This is a genomic window from Mycobacterium sp. 1081908.1 (assembly GCF_001673535.1).
Taxonomy (GTDB): Bacteria; Actinomycetota; Actinomycetes; order Mycobacteriales; family Mycobacteriaceae; genus Mycobacterium.
Window position 1 is genome coordinate 49,011 of the sequence record NZ_LZLY01000101.1, and the last position, 14,737, is coordinate 63,747.

Genomic DNA, 14,737 nt, shown 5'->3' on the forward strand with positions numbered 1-14,737 from the left:
CGACGACCGCGGCGATGACAATCCAAGTAGTCGTACTCATGGTGGCTCCGTCGGTTCGTGTGGGTGGATACAGCTGCCCGTGCGTACCGGTTCCCCATATTCGACAGGAATAAAACAAGCGGGCGTTTCCCCAGGCAGGGGCTGCGGCTACTTGAAGTCGAGGGCCTCAACGGTCGCGATGGGGCCCTCGTGGGTCGGCCGATTCGCGCCGCCGATGCAGTAGACGGTGTTGCCGACCGTCGCCACCACCTCGGCGTGACGCGGCGTCGGCATGGGGGCCAGCGTGCTCCATTTGCCGTCGGCGATGTCGTACATCTCGACCACGTTCAGCACCATCGTCGGTTCCTCGCCACCGACCACCACGATCCGGCCGTCGATGTACGTGGCGCCGTAGCTACCGCGCGGCGTCGGCATGCCCACCAACCGGGCCCACGACCCCGATGCCGGATCGAAGCGTTCCAGCGCCGCGGAGTTCTTGTCCGAGGACAGGAACCTGCCCCCGATGGCATACACGTAGGTGCCATCCGACACCGCGGCCAGATGTTCGCGCGCGGTGGGCATATCGGCGGCATCGGTCCAGGAACTTCCGTCGAAGACCTCGGTCTGCGGAACGAGCTGCTTGGCGTTCTGCCCGCCCACGACGACGAGCTTGTCGCCGGCCACCGCCGCCGCCGGCGCCGCCCGGGCGTGCGTGAGGCTGGGCAGCTCCACCCAGCTGCCGCCGCGCAGCGCGAAGACCCGGTTGGACCCGTCCGCGATGTTGTCGCTGGCACCCCCGAGCACGACCACCTCGCCGCGGTAGGTCGCCGCGGTCGCGTGGTGCAGCGGGATGGGCAACGGGGGCCCGGTCTCCCAGGCGCCGGTGCGCGGGGCGTAGCTCTCGACCGTCGTGAGCGCGACGCCGTCCCGCAGGCCGCCCATGATCCAGATCTTGTCGTTCAGCACGGTCCAGGCCATCATCAGCCGCGGCGTCGGCGCGTCGGGCAGGGAACGCCATTGCGACGCGGGCTGGATCTGGCGGGCCGGCAGCTTCAAGGCTTCGGCCGCCGCAATCACCTGGCCGTCCCCGACGGCCGTTGAACCGCCGATCGCGTACACGGACTTTTCCACGGCGGCCACGGCCATGCCGTGGCGCGCCATCGCCATGTCGGGCAGGCCGTCCCAGTGCCGAGTCATCAGGTCGTACACCGCGACACTCTTCAGGACCTGTCCCCCCGACACGCCCCCGACGGCGACCAGCCGCCCGTCCGCGATGGCCACGCCGAGGTCGCTGCGGGACTGCGGCAGCGCGGGCATCGTCGTCCAGGTTTTCGCGGCCGGGTCGTACGCCTCGACCGTCGTCAGGTCCGAATCCCCGGTGGTTCCGCCCACCGCATACACCAGCTTTTCGTCCGACGCCGCGGAGAGCATCTGGCGCGGGGTCGGGATAGGCGCGCCCAGGGTCCAGGTGTTGCCGTCGAAGACCTCGGTGGTGTTCAGCAATGCGCCGCCGGCGTCGACCCCGCCGGTGACGACCAGGCGATCCCCCACCACCGCCGCGGCCGCCGCCGCCCTGGGCTGCAACAGGTGCGGCAGTTCCACCCACCGGCTGTTGACCACCCGCCAAACCTGGTCGCTGGCAACCTTTTTGCCGTTGACAGACTTCCAGCCGCCGAGCACGACCGGGTTTCCCATCCACGTGACGGCCATGGCATGTTGTAGCGCCACCGGCAGGTCGTCCCCGCCCTTCCATTCGTCGATGGCGGGGTCGTAGCCCTCGTGCCTGGTGGTGGCGGTGCCGTCGCTTCGGATACCGCCGAACACCCAGATCGTGCCGTCGGCCTGGGTGGTGGCGACCGCATCGCGGGCGACGCGGGCGTTGGTGATCGGCTTCCACGCGGCCGGCGCCTGCGTCGGCGGGCCCGCCGCGGTCTTGTGAGTTCCGTTGTCGGGCCGGAGCCAGAGGAAGACGGCGCCGACGACCAACAGCGCGACAACCGCGACCACGCCGGCGACCAGGGCGATGCGACCGCGCCCGTTGCCCGCTTGCGCGAACCACTCCTGGATCCGCAGTGCCACGGGTTTGCGCCAAGGGGGCGGAGCCGGTTCGGGACCGCCCGGCGGGCCGTCGGCGGGCAGGTGCGGTTCCGTCTCCGCGGCGTGCCCGCGGCGCAGCACGCTGGCCGCCTGCGAAAACTCGTCCCGGCCGGAGGGTCCCGACGGCGCGGGCGGCGCGGCCGCCACCGCGTCCTCGTGGGCTACCGGCGCGCCGATCGCCGAGGTCGGACCTTCGTGGGCTGCGATGCCCCGGGTGGGCGGGATGCTCGAGGTGAGCGGCCGTGTTTCCCCGCCGTTGGATGAGGGCGTGGCTTCCGCCGTCGCACGACCCAGGCCGCCGATCGCCATCGCATCGGGTTTGAGGCCGTTGATTCGCTGCGCGGCTTGCAACTCGCGGCCGAATTCTTCGGCCGAGGCGGGCCGGTCCGCCGGATCGAGCGACATCGCCCGCTCGATCGCCGAGCACACCGCGTCCGGTATTCCGTCGGGGCGCATGTCCGGGACCCCGGTCGTGCTGATCCGCAGGTACTGCGCGATCAGGTCCTCGCCCTTCCTGCGCTCGTGGGCGGCGTTGCCGGCGATGAGCGCATAAATGGTGGCGCCGAGCGAGTACATGTCGGCCGCCACCGTCGCCGGGCTGCCGGTCATCACCTCGGGCGCGGTGTAGTCGATGGTGCCGGAGAAGAACCCGGTCGCCGTCTCGTAACCGCCTTCGATGTGGGCGATGCCGAAGTCGCTCAACTGCGGTTCGCCGTAGTCGTTGATCAGGATGTTCGCCGGCTTGATATCGCGATGCAGTGTCCCGGCCCGGTGCGCAGTTTCCAGTGCGCCGCAAAGCTTTACACCGATGCGCAGGGCCTCGGGCCAGGGCACCGGTCCCTCCCTGCGCAACCGCACGGCCAGGGAATCCGCGGCGTGGTAGGGCATCACGATGAATGGCCGGTTGCTGGTGGTCACCCCGACCCGCAGGATGTTGACGATGTTCGGGTGCCCGGACAGCCCGCCCATCGCGTAGCCCTCGCGCAGGAAACGTTCCCGGCTCTCCTCGTCCATGTGCGACGGCAGCAGCTTTACCGCGACGTTTCGGCCCAGCGCCGTCTCGTAACAGCGGTAAATCACCCCGGCCCCGCCGCGGGCCACCTGATGTGCATCCTCGAATCCGGCGGCCGCCAGCTCCGCGGCGATCCCGCCGGATACCGACGCCACGCCGTCGGACCTGGGTTCTTCGGGCATTCCTTGGCGCTTAACCTCCCGTACATACAGCTCGGAGAGCTCAAGAGTATCCCCCGCTACCGCGCGGGAGTATCTTTCGGCGATCATCGTTATCAAGCCAAGATGCAACGGGTTTGACACAAGCGATCGGCGCGGACCTCGGGCCAGAATGGCGATATGACGTTGGATCTGAACGGATATCTCGAACGCATCGACTTTCGCGGCGTCGCCGAGCCGACGCTCGACGCGCTACGGGCTCTGGTGAGCGCCCACACGCGCGCGATCCCATTCGAGAACCTCGATCCGCTGATGGGAACGCCCGTCGACGACCTCGGCCCAGATGCGCTGACCGACAAGCTGGTTCACCGCCGCCGGGGCGGCTATTGCTACGAGCAGAACGGGCTGCTGGGTCACGCGCTGTCGGAACTCGGCTTTCGGGTGCGGCGGCTGGCGGGCCGGGTGATCTGGATGCAGCCCCCCGACGCGCCGTTCCCCGCGCAGACCCACACCGTGTTGGCGGTGACCTTCCCCGGCTCGCAGGGGGCCTACCTCGTCGACGTCGGCTTCGGCGGGCAGACACCGACATCTCCGATCCGGATCGAGACCGGCAGCGTCCAACAGACCACGCTCGAGCCGTACCGACTCGAGGACCGTCGCGACGGGCTGGTGCTGCAGGCCCAGATCCGCGGCGAGTGGGCGCCGCTCTACGAGTTCACGACGCGGACCGCACCGGCGATCGACCTGAAGGTCGGCAGCTGGTTCGTCTCGACCCACCCGTCGTCGCACTTCGTGACCGGCCTGATGGCCGCGCGGGTCACCGACGACGGCCGATTGAACCTCGGGGGGCGCTACCTCACCGTCCACGGCGCCGACGGCAGCGAGAAAATCCGGCTGGATGACGCCGCCGCCGTCGTCGACACCCTCACCGAACGGTTCGGCATCAACGTGGCCGATCTGGGGGACCGTGGCGCGCTCGAGGCCCGCCTCGACAAGGTTCTAGGCGCGTAGGCGGTGCCGATGTGATCCGCAACGGGGCCAATCTTCGACGTGATGACCGCCATACACGCGCAAATGCGGCAAATAATAAGAGCGTCTATTAACCTGTCCCAACGTGAGTCGGGATCGCGGGTCAACCAATGTTGTCGGGGCCGCCTCGGGCAGTGTAGACGCCAGCGCTGTCCCCGGCGGCGGGATTGTGGTGCCCGAGGGCGTCACGTTGACCTCGAATTTCGACCAAAACCGGGCCCTGTTGGGCGACAGTCCGGCGTACCGGTTCATCGACTATTCGCAGGACCAGGACGGGCGGATCCTCGAGCTCAGCTGGAACGAGCTGTGGTCGCGCGTCTGCGCCATCGGGGCCCGGCTGCAGCAGGTCACCAAGCCCGGTGACCGGGTGGCGATCCTGGCCCCGCAGGGCCTCGACTACGTGGCGGGTTTCTTCGGTGCCATCCACGCGGGCAATGTCGCGATCCCGCTCTTCGCGCCGACGTTGGCAGGACACGGCGAGCGGCTGGCGGCGGTGCTGGCCGACGGCCGGCCCGCGGCGGTCTTGACGACGACTTCGGCGGCCGAATCGGTGCGGACGTTCATCCGGAGCTTGCCCCCGCAGGAGCGGCCGCGGATGATCGCGGTGGACGCGGTGCCCGACACGCTCGGCGCGACCTTCACCGACCCCGTCCGGGATACCGACGACCTCGCCTACCTGCAGTACACGTCGGGCTCGACCCGCACGCCGGCCGGGGTGGAGATCACCCACCGCGCGGTCTACACCAACGCGATGCAGATGATCCTGCACGGCGGGTTGAACACCGACGTGCAATGCGTGAGCTGGCTGCCGCTGTATCACGACATGGGACTGATGATGATCGTGTTCACGGCGTATTTCGGGGCGCACGTCGCGCTGATGGATCCCATGGCGTTCCTGCGCCGGCCCTACCGATGGATCAAGCAGCTGGGCATCGCGGCGACCCGCGGCCGCACAATGGCGGCGGCGCCGAACTTCGCCTTCGAGCTGACGGCCCAGCGGGGTTTGCCGCCCAAGGGGGAGGATCTCGACCTCAGCAACGTGGTGTGCCTGCTCAACGGGTCGGAGCCGGTGAGCATGGCGGCCATCGAGCAGTTCACCGACGCCTTTGCCCCGTATGGTCTGCCGGCGACGGTGGTCAAACCGTCCTACGGCATGGCGGAAGCGACGCTGTCGGTCGCCAGCATCGCCTCGGACGCCGCGGCGAGCGCGATTTTCCTCGACCGCGAGCAGCTCGGTGCCGGCTGCGCGGTGGTCGTCGACCCGACCTCGCCCGGGGCGCTCTCGCTTGTCTCGTGCGGCCAGCCGATCCTCGAGCAGTGGGCGGTGATCGCCGATCCGGACGGCGCGGAGGTGCCCGACGGCACGGTGGGCGAAATCTGGTTGCACGGCAACAACATCGGCCGCGGATACTTCGGCCGCGAGGACGAGACACGCCGGGTGTTCTGCAACAAGCTGCAGTCCCGGCTCGAGGTCGGCAGCCACGCCGAGGGCGCCCCGGACAACGGGTCGTGGCTGGCCACCGGCGACCTCGGCGTCTACGTGGACGGCGAGCTATACCTGACGGGCCGGATCAAGGACCTCATCATCATCGATGGCCGCAACCACTACCCGCACGACATCGAAACGACGGTGAGCGAGGCTTCGACGGCCATCCGCACCGGCTATGTCGCCGCGTTTTCCGTTCCCGCCGAGGCGGTTTCATCCCTTACCGGCAGCGGTGGCTCCGGGGAGCAGGTGGTCGTCGTCGCCGAGCGCGCCGCCGGGGCGGGCCGCGAGCTGGGGCCGATCGCCGACACCGTGCGCGCCGCGATCTCGCGGCATCACCAGATTCGGGTCGCCGACGTCCGGCTCGTGGCGGCCGGGGCCATCCCCCGCACGACGAGCGGCAAACTTGCCCGCAACGCGTGTCGCGCCGAGTACCTCGAAGGCCGATTCAACCGCTGACCGGCAGCCACGGCCCGATCCGGCGCAGCGCCTCCTCGATGTCGCTCGTGGGTCCCGCGAACGAGAGCCGGACGAATGAATGGCCGCGCGCCGTGTCGAAGTCGATGCCCGGCGCGATCGCAACGCCGGTGTCGGCCAACAGCTTTGAGCAGAAACCGAGCGAGTCGTCGGTGAAGTCCGATACGTCGGCGTAGACGTAGAACGCGCCGTCGGTGGGGGCCAGTCGGTCGATGCCGATCCGGCGCAGCCCGTCGAGCAGCAGCGAGCGGTTGATCGCGTAGTGCCGCAGGTTGCCGTCCGCTTCGGCGGTGGCCTCCGGGGTGAACGCCGCCACCGCGGCGCGCTGCGAGAGCACCGGCGGGCAGATGGTGAAGTTGCCGGTCAGGCAGTCCACCGCCCGGCGCAGCTCGCCCGGCACCAGCAGCCACCCCAGCCGCCAGCCCGTCATCGCGTAGTACTTGGAAAAGCTGTTGACCACCACCGCGTCTCGCGAGGTCTGCCAGGCGCAGCTGGTCTGCGGCGCGCCGTCGTAGACCAGGCCGTGGTAGACCTCATCGCTGATCAGCCGCGCCCCGGACGCCTCGCACCAGGACGCGATGGCGGCCAGCTCGGCCGCCGGGATGACCGTCCCGGTGGGATTGGCGGGACTGGCCACGATCACGCCCTTCACCGGAGGGTCGAGTTCGGCGAGTATCCGCGCGGTCGGCTGGAACCGGGTCTCGGGCCCGCATGCGATGTCCACCACCTCGCATCCGAGCGCCGACAGGATGTTTCGGTAACACGGGTAGCCGGGGCTGGCGAGCGCGACCCGGTCGCCCACGTCGAAGCAGGCCAGGAAGGCGAGCAGAAACCCACCCGAGGAGCCCGTGGTCACGACGACCGCATCGGCCTCGACGTCGATCCCGTGTTTGCGTTGGTAATCGGCCGCGATCGCGGCGCGCAGCTCCGGAATGCCCAGCGCGACGGTGTAACCCAGCTGGTTGGCCTCCAGCGCGGCGACCGCGGCCGCGCGCACCGGCTCGGGCGCTCCGACGCTGGGCTGGCCCGCCGACAGGTTGACCAGGTCGCCATGGCTGCGCTGGCGCTCCGCGGCGGCCAGCCAGACATCCATCACGTAGAAGGGAGGGATGCCGGCGCGCAGCGCGACGTGATCGGTCACGTCGGCAATACTTCAGATTCCAGCCGGCGCAACAGCTCTCGCGGGGAGTCGAGCAGCTGCTCGCTGCCGTGGGCGCGCTTGAAGTACAGGTGCATGTCGTGTTCCCAGGTGATCGCGATGCCACCGTGCAGCTGAATCCCCTCGGCCGCCACCGCTTTCAGGGCTTCCGTGGCGGCGAGGCGCGCGGTGGCCGCGTTGGTGGGCGTGGCGTCCTCGCACGCGTCGGACACGACGGCCTTCGCCGCCGAGACCGTCACGTACAGGTCGGCCATCCGATGCTTGAGGGCCTGGAAGCTGCCGATCGGCCGCCCGAATTGCACCCGGCTCTTGGTGTATTCGACGGTCAGCTCCAGGCAGCGTTCGGCGGCGCCGATCTGTTCGGCCGCCAGCAGGACGGCCGCGACGTGCGCGATGCCCGGGTCCGCTCCGATGGGTTCGGTCTCTTCGGGCCGCAGGCGGGCGAGCCGGCGGGTGGGGTCCATGGTGACGACGGGCTGCGCCCTGAAGCGCGTCCACCTGCTTAGCTGGCCGTCGGCGACCGCGACGACGACGTCGGCGATGTCCCCGTTGACCACGTAGTCGCGGTCGAGCACCAGCGCGCCGATCGAAGCGCCTTCCGCCAGCCCCGCCAGGGTCTCGGCGTCCGGGTCGGCCGCCGCGAGCAACGCCAACTCCGCCAGCGTCGTGCCCAGCAGGGGGGACGGGACCAGGGCCCGGCCCAGCTCCTGCAAAACGGCTGCGGCGTCGGCCAATTCGCCGCCCGCCCCGCCTAGCTCCTCGGGGATCACCAGCGCGGCCGCGCCGACCTGCTCACACAGCAGGCGCCACAGCGCCTCGTCGTAGCCGCGGTCGGACTCCGTCGCGGCCCGGACCGCCGCCGGTTCCGCGTGCTTGGCGACCAGGGCCGCGACGGTCTCCCGAAGCAGGTCGCGCTCTTCAGTCACAACGCCTCCAGCACTCGTAGCCGATGCGCCTCGGGAGTACCCCAGGCCGAGCGTAATGCCTGCACCCGCAGCAGCCACAGCGACAGGTCGTGCTCCTGGGTGAACCCGATCGCGCCGTGCGTCTGCAGCGACGCGCGCGCCGCCAGCAGGGCCGCCTCCGACGCCGCCGCCTTCGCGGCGCTGACGTCGCGCGGCTCCAACGAGAGCGCCGCGCCGTACACCAGGGGGCGGGCCAGCTCGATCGCGATGTGCACGTCGGCCAGCTTGTGCTTGATCGCCTGATACGACCCGATCACCCGCCCGAACTGGCTGCGTTGCTTGGCATAGTCGACCGCACCGTTCAACAGCGCCTCGGCGGCGCCGACCAGCTGGGCCGCGGTGGCCAACGCTCCGAACTCGTAGGCGCGCTTGATATCCGCATGCCAGGTGTTGCCGGTCGGCGTGACGTCGTAGAGGCGGCGGCTGGGGTCGACGGAGTCGTGTGGATCGCCGACCCCGGCTTCGCTGACGCCATTCTCCGTGACCAGCAGAACCAGCCCCGCCGCGTCGGCGCCGACCGCGCGCGGCACCTGTGGCGGGAACGCGACCGTGGCGATCAACTCGCCGGAAGCCAGACCCGTGCAGCGCTCGTCGTCCGTCAGCAAAACCGGTGCCACGGCAATGGATTCGACCACCGGGCCCGGCACGCACCAGCGCCCGAGGCGTTCGATCGCGACCACCAGGTCGACGGGATGGGCCTCGATGCCGTCGAACTTTTCCGGCACGGCCAGCGCGGTCACGCCCAGGTTGGCCAGCTGCTCCCACACCTTGCGGCCGGGTGCGGTGTCGCCGGCCGACCACGCGCGGACCGCGCCCGGCAGGTCCGCGGCGCCCAGCGCCGCGTCGATGCTGGCGGCGAAGTCGCGTTGCTGTTCGTCTAGTGCGAAGTCCACTATCGCTTCTCCCGGGGCAGGCCCAACAACCGTTCGGAGATGATGTTGCGCTGAATTTCGTTGGTGCCGGCGTAGATCGGTCCGCCCAGCGCGAACAGCAGCCCCTCGGTCCAGGGGCCGGCCAGCTCGCCGTCGGCGCCCAGGATGTCGAGCGCGGTCTGATGTATCGCCACGTCGAGATCCGACCAGAACACCTTGGTCACCGACGATTCCGCGCCGAGCTCACCGCCGGCGGCCAGCCTGGTCACGGTGCCGAAGGTCTGCAGCCGGTAGGCCTGCGCGTCGATCCAGGCGTCGGCGACCCGGTCGGCGAGTGCCGGGGGGCTGCCGCGGTCCTTCCACAGCTGCACCAACCGCTCGGCCGCGGCCAGGAAGCGGGCCGGGCTGCGCAGCGACATGCCGCGCTCGTTGCTCGACGTGCTCATGGCCGCCCGCCAGCCGTCGTTCGGGGTGCCGATCACGTCCTCGTCGGGAACGAAAACGTCGTCGAGGAAGATCTCCCCGAAGCCGGTGTCGCCGCCGAGCTGGACGATGGGCCGCACGGTGACGCCCTTGGCCTTGAGGTCGAACATGAGGTAGGTCAGGCCGTTGTGCCGTTCGGCCTCAGGGTCGGAGCGGAACAGCCCGAATCCCATCTCGGCGAACGGCGCCCGCGAGCTCCAGATCTTCTGCCCGTTGAGCAGCCAGCCGCCTTCGGTTCTGGTGGCGGTGGACCGCAGCGACGCCAGGTCGCTGCCGGACTCGGGCTCCGACCAGGCCTGCGCCCAGATCTGTTCGCCGCTGGCCATTTTCGGCAGGATCCGGTCGAGCTGTTCGGGGGTGCCGTGCGCGAACAGCGTCGGGGCCAGCATGGAGGTGCCGTTGGCGCTGGCCCGTCCCGGCGCCCCGGCCCGAAAGTACTCCTCCTCGAACACCACCCAATGCAGCAGCGGCGCGTCGCGGCCGCCGTACTTCTTCGGCCAGGTGATCACCGACAGGCCGGCGTCGAACAACACCCGGTCCCAATGCCGGTGCTGTGCAAAGCCTTCCGCGTTGTCGTAGGACTTTGTCGGGATCTCATCGGCGTTCGCCGACAGGAAGTCCCGGACTTCGGCTTGGAAGGCCAGCGTCTCGTCGTCTAGTTGCAGATCCAATTCAGGCCAACTCTCGCAGTTGTGGTTTGACCACCTTGCCGCCGGCGTTGCGTGGCAACTCGTCGACGAACCGCACCGAGCGTGGCGCCTTGAAGTTCGCCAAATGCTGTCGGGTGTAATCGATTACGGCTTGTTCGTCGAGCTCTACGCCGGGCCGGGTCACCACGAACGCGCGCCCCACCTCGCCCAGTCGCTCGTCGGGTACCCCGATCACCGCGGCGTGGGCCACCCCGTCCATCCGGGCCAGCACCTGCTCGACCTCGTCGGGATAGACGTTGAATCCGCCGCAGATGTACATGTCCTTGAGCCGATCGGTGATGCGCAGGTTGCCCGCCTCGTCGACGGCGCCGATGTCGCCGGTGTGCAGCCAGCCGTCGGCGTCGATGGCGGCGGCCGTCGCGGCCGGGTCGTCGAGGTGGCCGAGCATCACGTTGGGCCCCCGCAGCAGCACCTCTCCCGATTCGCCGGGATTCGCCGCGTCAATGCGCAATTCGGAGTCGGCGAACGGGCGCCCGCAGGTGGTGGCGACGGCGACCGCGTCGTCGTCGGCGCGGCACATGGTTCCCATGCCGTTGCCCTCCGTCAGCCCGTAGGCCGTCAGCACGATGTCGATGTCGAGTTCGGACTGCATGCGTTCGACCAGCACGACCGGCACGGTGGCGGCCCCGGTGACCGCGAACCGCAGGGACGTCAGGTCGTAGTCCGTGCGCGCCGGATGGTCCAGCAGGGTTTGGTAGATGGTGGGCGGCTCCAGTAGCACGGTGATGCGGTGTCGCTCGATGGCCTGCAGCGCGCGCAGTGGGTCGAACGTCAGGTGCGGGATCAGCGTCGCGCCGGTCTGCAGGCGGGCCAGGATGCCGGCCTTGTGGCCGAAGTTGTGGAAGAACGGGTTGATGCAGAGGTTGCCGTTGGCGGCCCACGACGCCGAGGCCGACAGCAACTGCCGGTGCGCGCACATCGCGCCTATGCTGCGGCCGGTGGTGCCGGACGTGAACAGGATGTCGCTTCGATGCACCTCGTCGCGAAATTCGGCGGACGTGAAGGTCCGCTCGTCGGTGATCAGCGCGTCGTGGTGGGGGAGTTGCTGCGCCAGACGATCCAGCGCCGCCGGCACGGTGCGCGGGTCGCCGATCATCATCGCTCCTCTGGACCGCTCCTAACAAAGCAAGTGCTTGGTAGGTTAGCCTACAGGGCATGCAGGACGTCGAGGAGTTCCGGGCCGAGGTCCGGCAGTGGCTCGCCGACAATCTGGTCGGCGAATTCGCGGCCCTCAAGGGCCTGGGCGGGCCCGGGCGCGAGCACGAGGCGTTCGAGGAGCGCCGGGCGTGGAACCAGCACCTCGCCAAGGCCGGGCTGACGTGCCTGGGCTGGCCCGTCGAGCACGGCGGGCGCGGGCTGTCGACCGCGCACCGGGTGGCGTTCTACGAGGAGTACGCGAAGGCCGACGCGCCGGACAAGGTCAACCACTTCGGCGAGGAGCTGCTCGGGCCGACGCTGATCGCGTTCGGAACTCCAGAGCAACAGCAGCGCTTCCTGCCACGCATCCTCGACGTCACCGAGTTGTGGTGTCAGGGCTACTCCGAACCCGGCGCCGGCAGCGATCTGGCCAACGTCTCGACCACCGCCGAACTCGACGGCGACGAATGGGTGATCAACGGGCAGAAGGTGTGGACGTCGCTGGCGCACCTGTCGCAGTGGTGCTTCGTGGTGGCGCGCACCGAGAAGGGTTCCAAGCGGCACGCCGGGCTGTCGTACCTGCTGGTGCCGCTGGACCAGCCGGGCGTGCAGGTCCGGCCGATCGTGCAGATCACCGGCACCGCCGAATTCAACGAGGTGTTCTTCGACGACGCGCGCACCGATGCTTCGCTGGTGGTCGGCCAGCCCGGGGACGGCTGGCGGGTGGCGATGGGCACGCTGACCTTCGAGCGAGGCGTCTCCACCCTAGGGCAGCAAATCCGCTACGCCCGTGAGCTTTCCAACCTGGCCGAGCTCGCGCAGCGCAACGGCGCCGCCGACGACCCGTTCATTCGGGAGCGGCTCACCCGGGCGTGGACGGGCCTGCGGGCCATGCGCTCGTACGCCCTGGCCACGATGGACGTCGAGCAGCCCGGCCAGGACAACGTGTCGAAGCTGTTGTGGGCCAACTGGCATCGCGACCTGGGCGAGCTTGCGATGGACGTGATCGGCAGGCCTTCAATGGCGTTGTCCGACGGCGAATTCGACGAGTGGCAGCGGCTTTTCCTGTTCACCCGCGCCGACACCATCTATGGCGGATCCAACGAGATCCAGCGCAACATCATCGCCGAGCGGGTGCTCGGCCTACCCCGAGAGGTGAAGGGATGACGCTCTCCGAGGCGCCGAAAGAGGTTGCCGGGCACGGGCTTTTGGAAGGAAAGGTGGTCGTCGTGACCGCCGCGGCGGGGACCGGCATCGGTTCGGCGACCGCCAGGCGGGCCCTGGCCGAGGGGGCCGATGTGGTGGTGTCGGATCACCACGAGCGACGGCTGGGGGAGACCGCCGACGAGCTCTCCGCGCTCGGCCTGGGCCGGGTCGAGAAGGTGGTGTGTGACGTGACGTCCACCGCCCAGGTCGACGCCCTGATCGACTCCACCACCGCTCGCATGGGCCGCCTCGACGTGCTGGTGAACAACGCCGGGCTGGGCGGGCAGACCCCAGTGGTCGACATGACCGACGACGAATGGGACCGCGTCCTGGACGTCACGCTGACGTCGGTTTTCCGGGCCACCCGCGCGGCGCTGCGGCATTTCCGCGAGGCGTCGCACGGCGGGGTGATCGTGAACAACGCCAGCGTGCTGGGCTGGCGTGCCCAGCACTCGCAGTCGCACTACGCCGCGGCCAAGGCCGGGGTGATGGCGTTGACGCGTTGCAGCGCAATCGAAGCCGTCGAGTACGGCGTCCGGATCAACGCCGTCTCGCCCAGCATCGCGCGGCACAAGTTTCTGGACAAGACGACCTCGGCCGATCTGCTGGACCGGCTGTCGGCCGGCGAGGCGTTCGGCCGGGCCGCCGAGCCGTGGGAAATCGCGTCCACGATCGCATTCCTGGCCAGCGACTACTCGAGTTACCTGACCGGCGAGGTGATTTCGGTCTCCAGCCAGCACCCCTGAGGCCGGCAGGAGCGCATGCCCCCTAGCCCGCGAACAGCCGAGCGAGGCTGAACAGACCGCCAAATTGGGTGCCTGTATTGAAGAATCCGGATAGCGCCCCGCTGAAGGCCGGGTTGAACGTGGGTACTCCGGTATTGCCGATACCCGACATCGCACCGCCACCGATGACGGTGTTGAAGAAGCCCGACGCAAACCCACTGGTGGCCGTGTTGTCGAAGCCCGAGACATTTGAACCGGTGTTGTTGAAGCCAGAGTGGCTGGCGCCGGTGTCAGTGGTGAAGCCGAAACCCGTGTTGACCAGACCCGAATTCCATGCGCCCGTGTTGACGTTGCCCGAATTCCCCCAGCCCGTGTTGGTGTTGCCGGAATTCCAGAAGCCGGTGTCGAAACCGCCGCCGTTCCCGAAGCCGGTGTCGAGACCTCCTGAGTTGCCGAAGCCTGTGTTGACGTTGCTCGAGTTCCCGAAGCCGAAATTCCAGTCGCCCGCGTTCCCGACGCCGATGTTGCCGGCTCCCGCGTTTGCGAAGCCAAAGCTGTTGAGGTGACCCGGCAAATGGGTGTTGCTGCCCGTCGAGAAGATGCCGATGTTGCCGTTGCCGGAGTTGAAGAAGCCGATGTTGCCGGAGCCCGAGTTCCCGATGCCGATGTTGCCGCTGCCCGAGTTCAGCCCACCGAAGCTGAACTGGTTGGTCGCGGTGTTGAAATAGGTGTTGCCGACACCGATTTCGTTGTCACCGGTGAGCCCGAAGCCGATGTTGTTGTTGCCGGTGTTTCCGCCGCCGATGTTGTTGTTGCCGGTGTTTCCGCCACCGATGTTGAAGTTGCCGGCGTTCCCACCGCCGCGGTTGCCGTCTCCGGCGTTGCCGAGGCCCCAGTTGTTGCTGCCGGCATTGCCGAAGCCCACGTTGTGGCCGGCGTCGGTGAGCGAGGTCGGGTTGAAACCGTTCCCAAAACCAATGTTTCCGTTGCCCTGGTTCCCCGAGCCGACATTTCCGTTGGCGGTAACACCATTGAGGCCGTTGCCGCCGCCGATGTTGTTGTTACCGGTGTTTCCGCTGCCGAGGTTGGCAATGCCGGTGTTGCCGTTGCCCAAATTGGCGTTGCCCTTGTTGCCGACGCCCAGGTTGGGCAGGCCGGCCAGCAGGTCCTGCAGGGTCTGGGCGGGCGCCAGCTGCGCGGCCGCCGCCGATGCCCCGCCGTGGTAGCCCACCATCGCCGCCA

At 68.9% G+C, this 14,737-nt stretch carries 10 protein-coding genes and 1 pseudogene; 4 read left to right on the top strand and 7 right to left on the bottom strand.

Annotation, left to right across the window (positions count from 1 at the left end; translation table 11 throughout):
• Positions 1–147: 147 nt before the first annotated feature.
• Complete coding sequence (locus A5655_RS15770; protein WP_067011417.1) at positions 148–3,270, bottom strand: serine/threonine-protein kinase; 3,123 nt, start codon at positions 3,268–3,270, stop codon at positions 148–150.
• Between the two features lie 156 nt (positions 3,271–3,426).
• Between A5655_RS15770 and A5655_RS15775 the strand changes: the two genes are divergently transcribed.
• Both A5655_RS15775 and A5655_RS15780 read left to right on the top strand, forming a co-directional pair.
• A complete protein-coding gene (locus tag A5655_RS15775; RefSeq protein ID WP_067011418.1) occupies positions 3,427–4,257 on the top strand; it encodes an arylamine N-acetyltransferase in 831 nt (276 codons plus the stop codon).
• Positions 4,258–4,441: 184 nt separating this feature from the next.
• On the top strand, positions 4,442–6,220 hold the full coding sequence (locus A5655_RS15780) for a fatty acyl-AMP ligase (RefSeq protein ID WP_067011428.1): 1,779 nt from the start codon (positions 4,442–4,444) through the stop codon (positions 6,218–6,220).
• Here the strand turns inward: A5655_RS15780 and A5655_RS15785 are convergent.
• From A5655_RS15785 to fadD3, 5 genes and pseudogenes are all read right to left on the bottom strand, one after another.
• On the bottom strand, positions 6,210–7,379 hold the full coding sequence (locus A5655_RS15785; RefSeq protein WP_067011419.1) for a pyridoxal phosphate-dependent aminotransferase: 1,170 nt from the start codon (positions 7,377–7,379) through the stop codon (positions 6,210–6,212). The genes A5655_RS15780 and A5655_RS15785 overlap by 11 nt on opposite strands.
• The gene (locus A5655_RS15790) at positions 7,376–8,323 is read right to left on the bottom strand and encodes an acyl-CoA dehydrogenase family protein (RefSeq protein WP_067011420.1); all 948 of its coding nucleotides are present in this window, start codon (positions 8,321–8,323) and stop codon (positions 7,376–7,378) included. The genes A5655_RS15785 and A5655_RS15790 overlap by 4 nt, the downstream gene beginning before the upstream one ends.
• The gene (locus A5655_RS15795; RefSeq protein ID WP_067011421.1) at positions 8,320–9,255 is read right to left on the bottom strand and encodes an acyl-CoA dehydrogenase family protein; all 936 of its coding nucleotides are present in this window, start codon (positions 9,253–9,255) and stop codon (positions 8,320–8,322) included. The genes A5655_RS15790 and A5655_RS15795 overlap by 4 nt, the downstream gene beginning before the upstream one ends.
• Positions 9,255–10,388, bottom strand: coding sequence for an acyl-CoA dehydrogenase family protein (locus A5655_RS15800; protein ID WP_067011422.1), 1,134 nt, complete (start codon positions 10,386–10,388; stop codon positions 9,255–9,257). Before A5655_RS15800 ends, A5655_RS15795 begins: the two co-directional genes overlap by 1 nt.
• A 1-nt stretch (position 10,389) precedes the next feature.
• A pseudogene (gene fadD3, locus A5655_RS15805) lies at positions 10,390–11,394 on the bottom strand (3-((3aS,4S,7aS)-7a-methyl-1,5-dioxo-octahydro-1H-inden-4-yl)propanoate--CoA ligase FadD3); the annotation flags it as partial.
• Positions 11,395–11,582: 188 nt separating this feature from the next.
• Here fadD3 and ipdE1 point away from each other — a divergent pair.
• Together ipdE1 and ipdF are read left to right on the top strand one after the other, a co-directional pair.
• Positions 11,583–12,731, top strand: a complete 1,149-nt coding sequence (gene ipdE1 / locus A5655_RS15810; protein ID WP_067011423.1) for an acyl-CoA dehydrogenase IpdE1 — start codon at positions 11,583–11,585, stop codon at positions 12,729–12,731.
• The gene (ipdF, locus tag A5655_RS15815) at positions 12,728–13,516 is read left to right on the top strand and encodes a (5R,7aS)-5-hydroxy-7a-methyl-1-oxo-2,3,5,6,7,7a-hexahydro-1H-indene-carboxyl-CoA reductase (RefSeq protein WP_067011424.1); all 789 of its coding nucleotides are present in this window, start codon (positions 12,728–12,730) and stop codon (positions 13,514–13,516) included. Before ipdE1 ends, ipdF begins: the two co-directional genes overlap by 4 nt.
• Positions 13,517–13,538: 22 nt before the next feature.
• Here the strand turns inward: ipdF and A5655_RS15820 are convergent.
• A partial coding sequence (locus A5655_RS15820) for a hypothetical protein (protein WP_082978680.1) occupies positions 13,539–14,737 on the bottom strand: 1,199 nt, incomplete at its 5' end.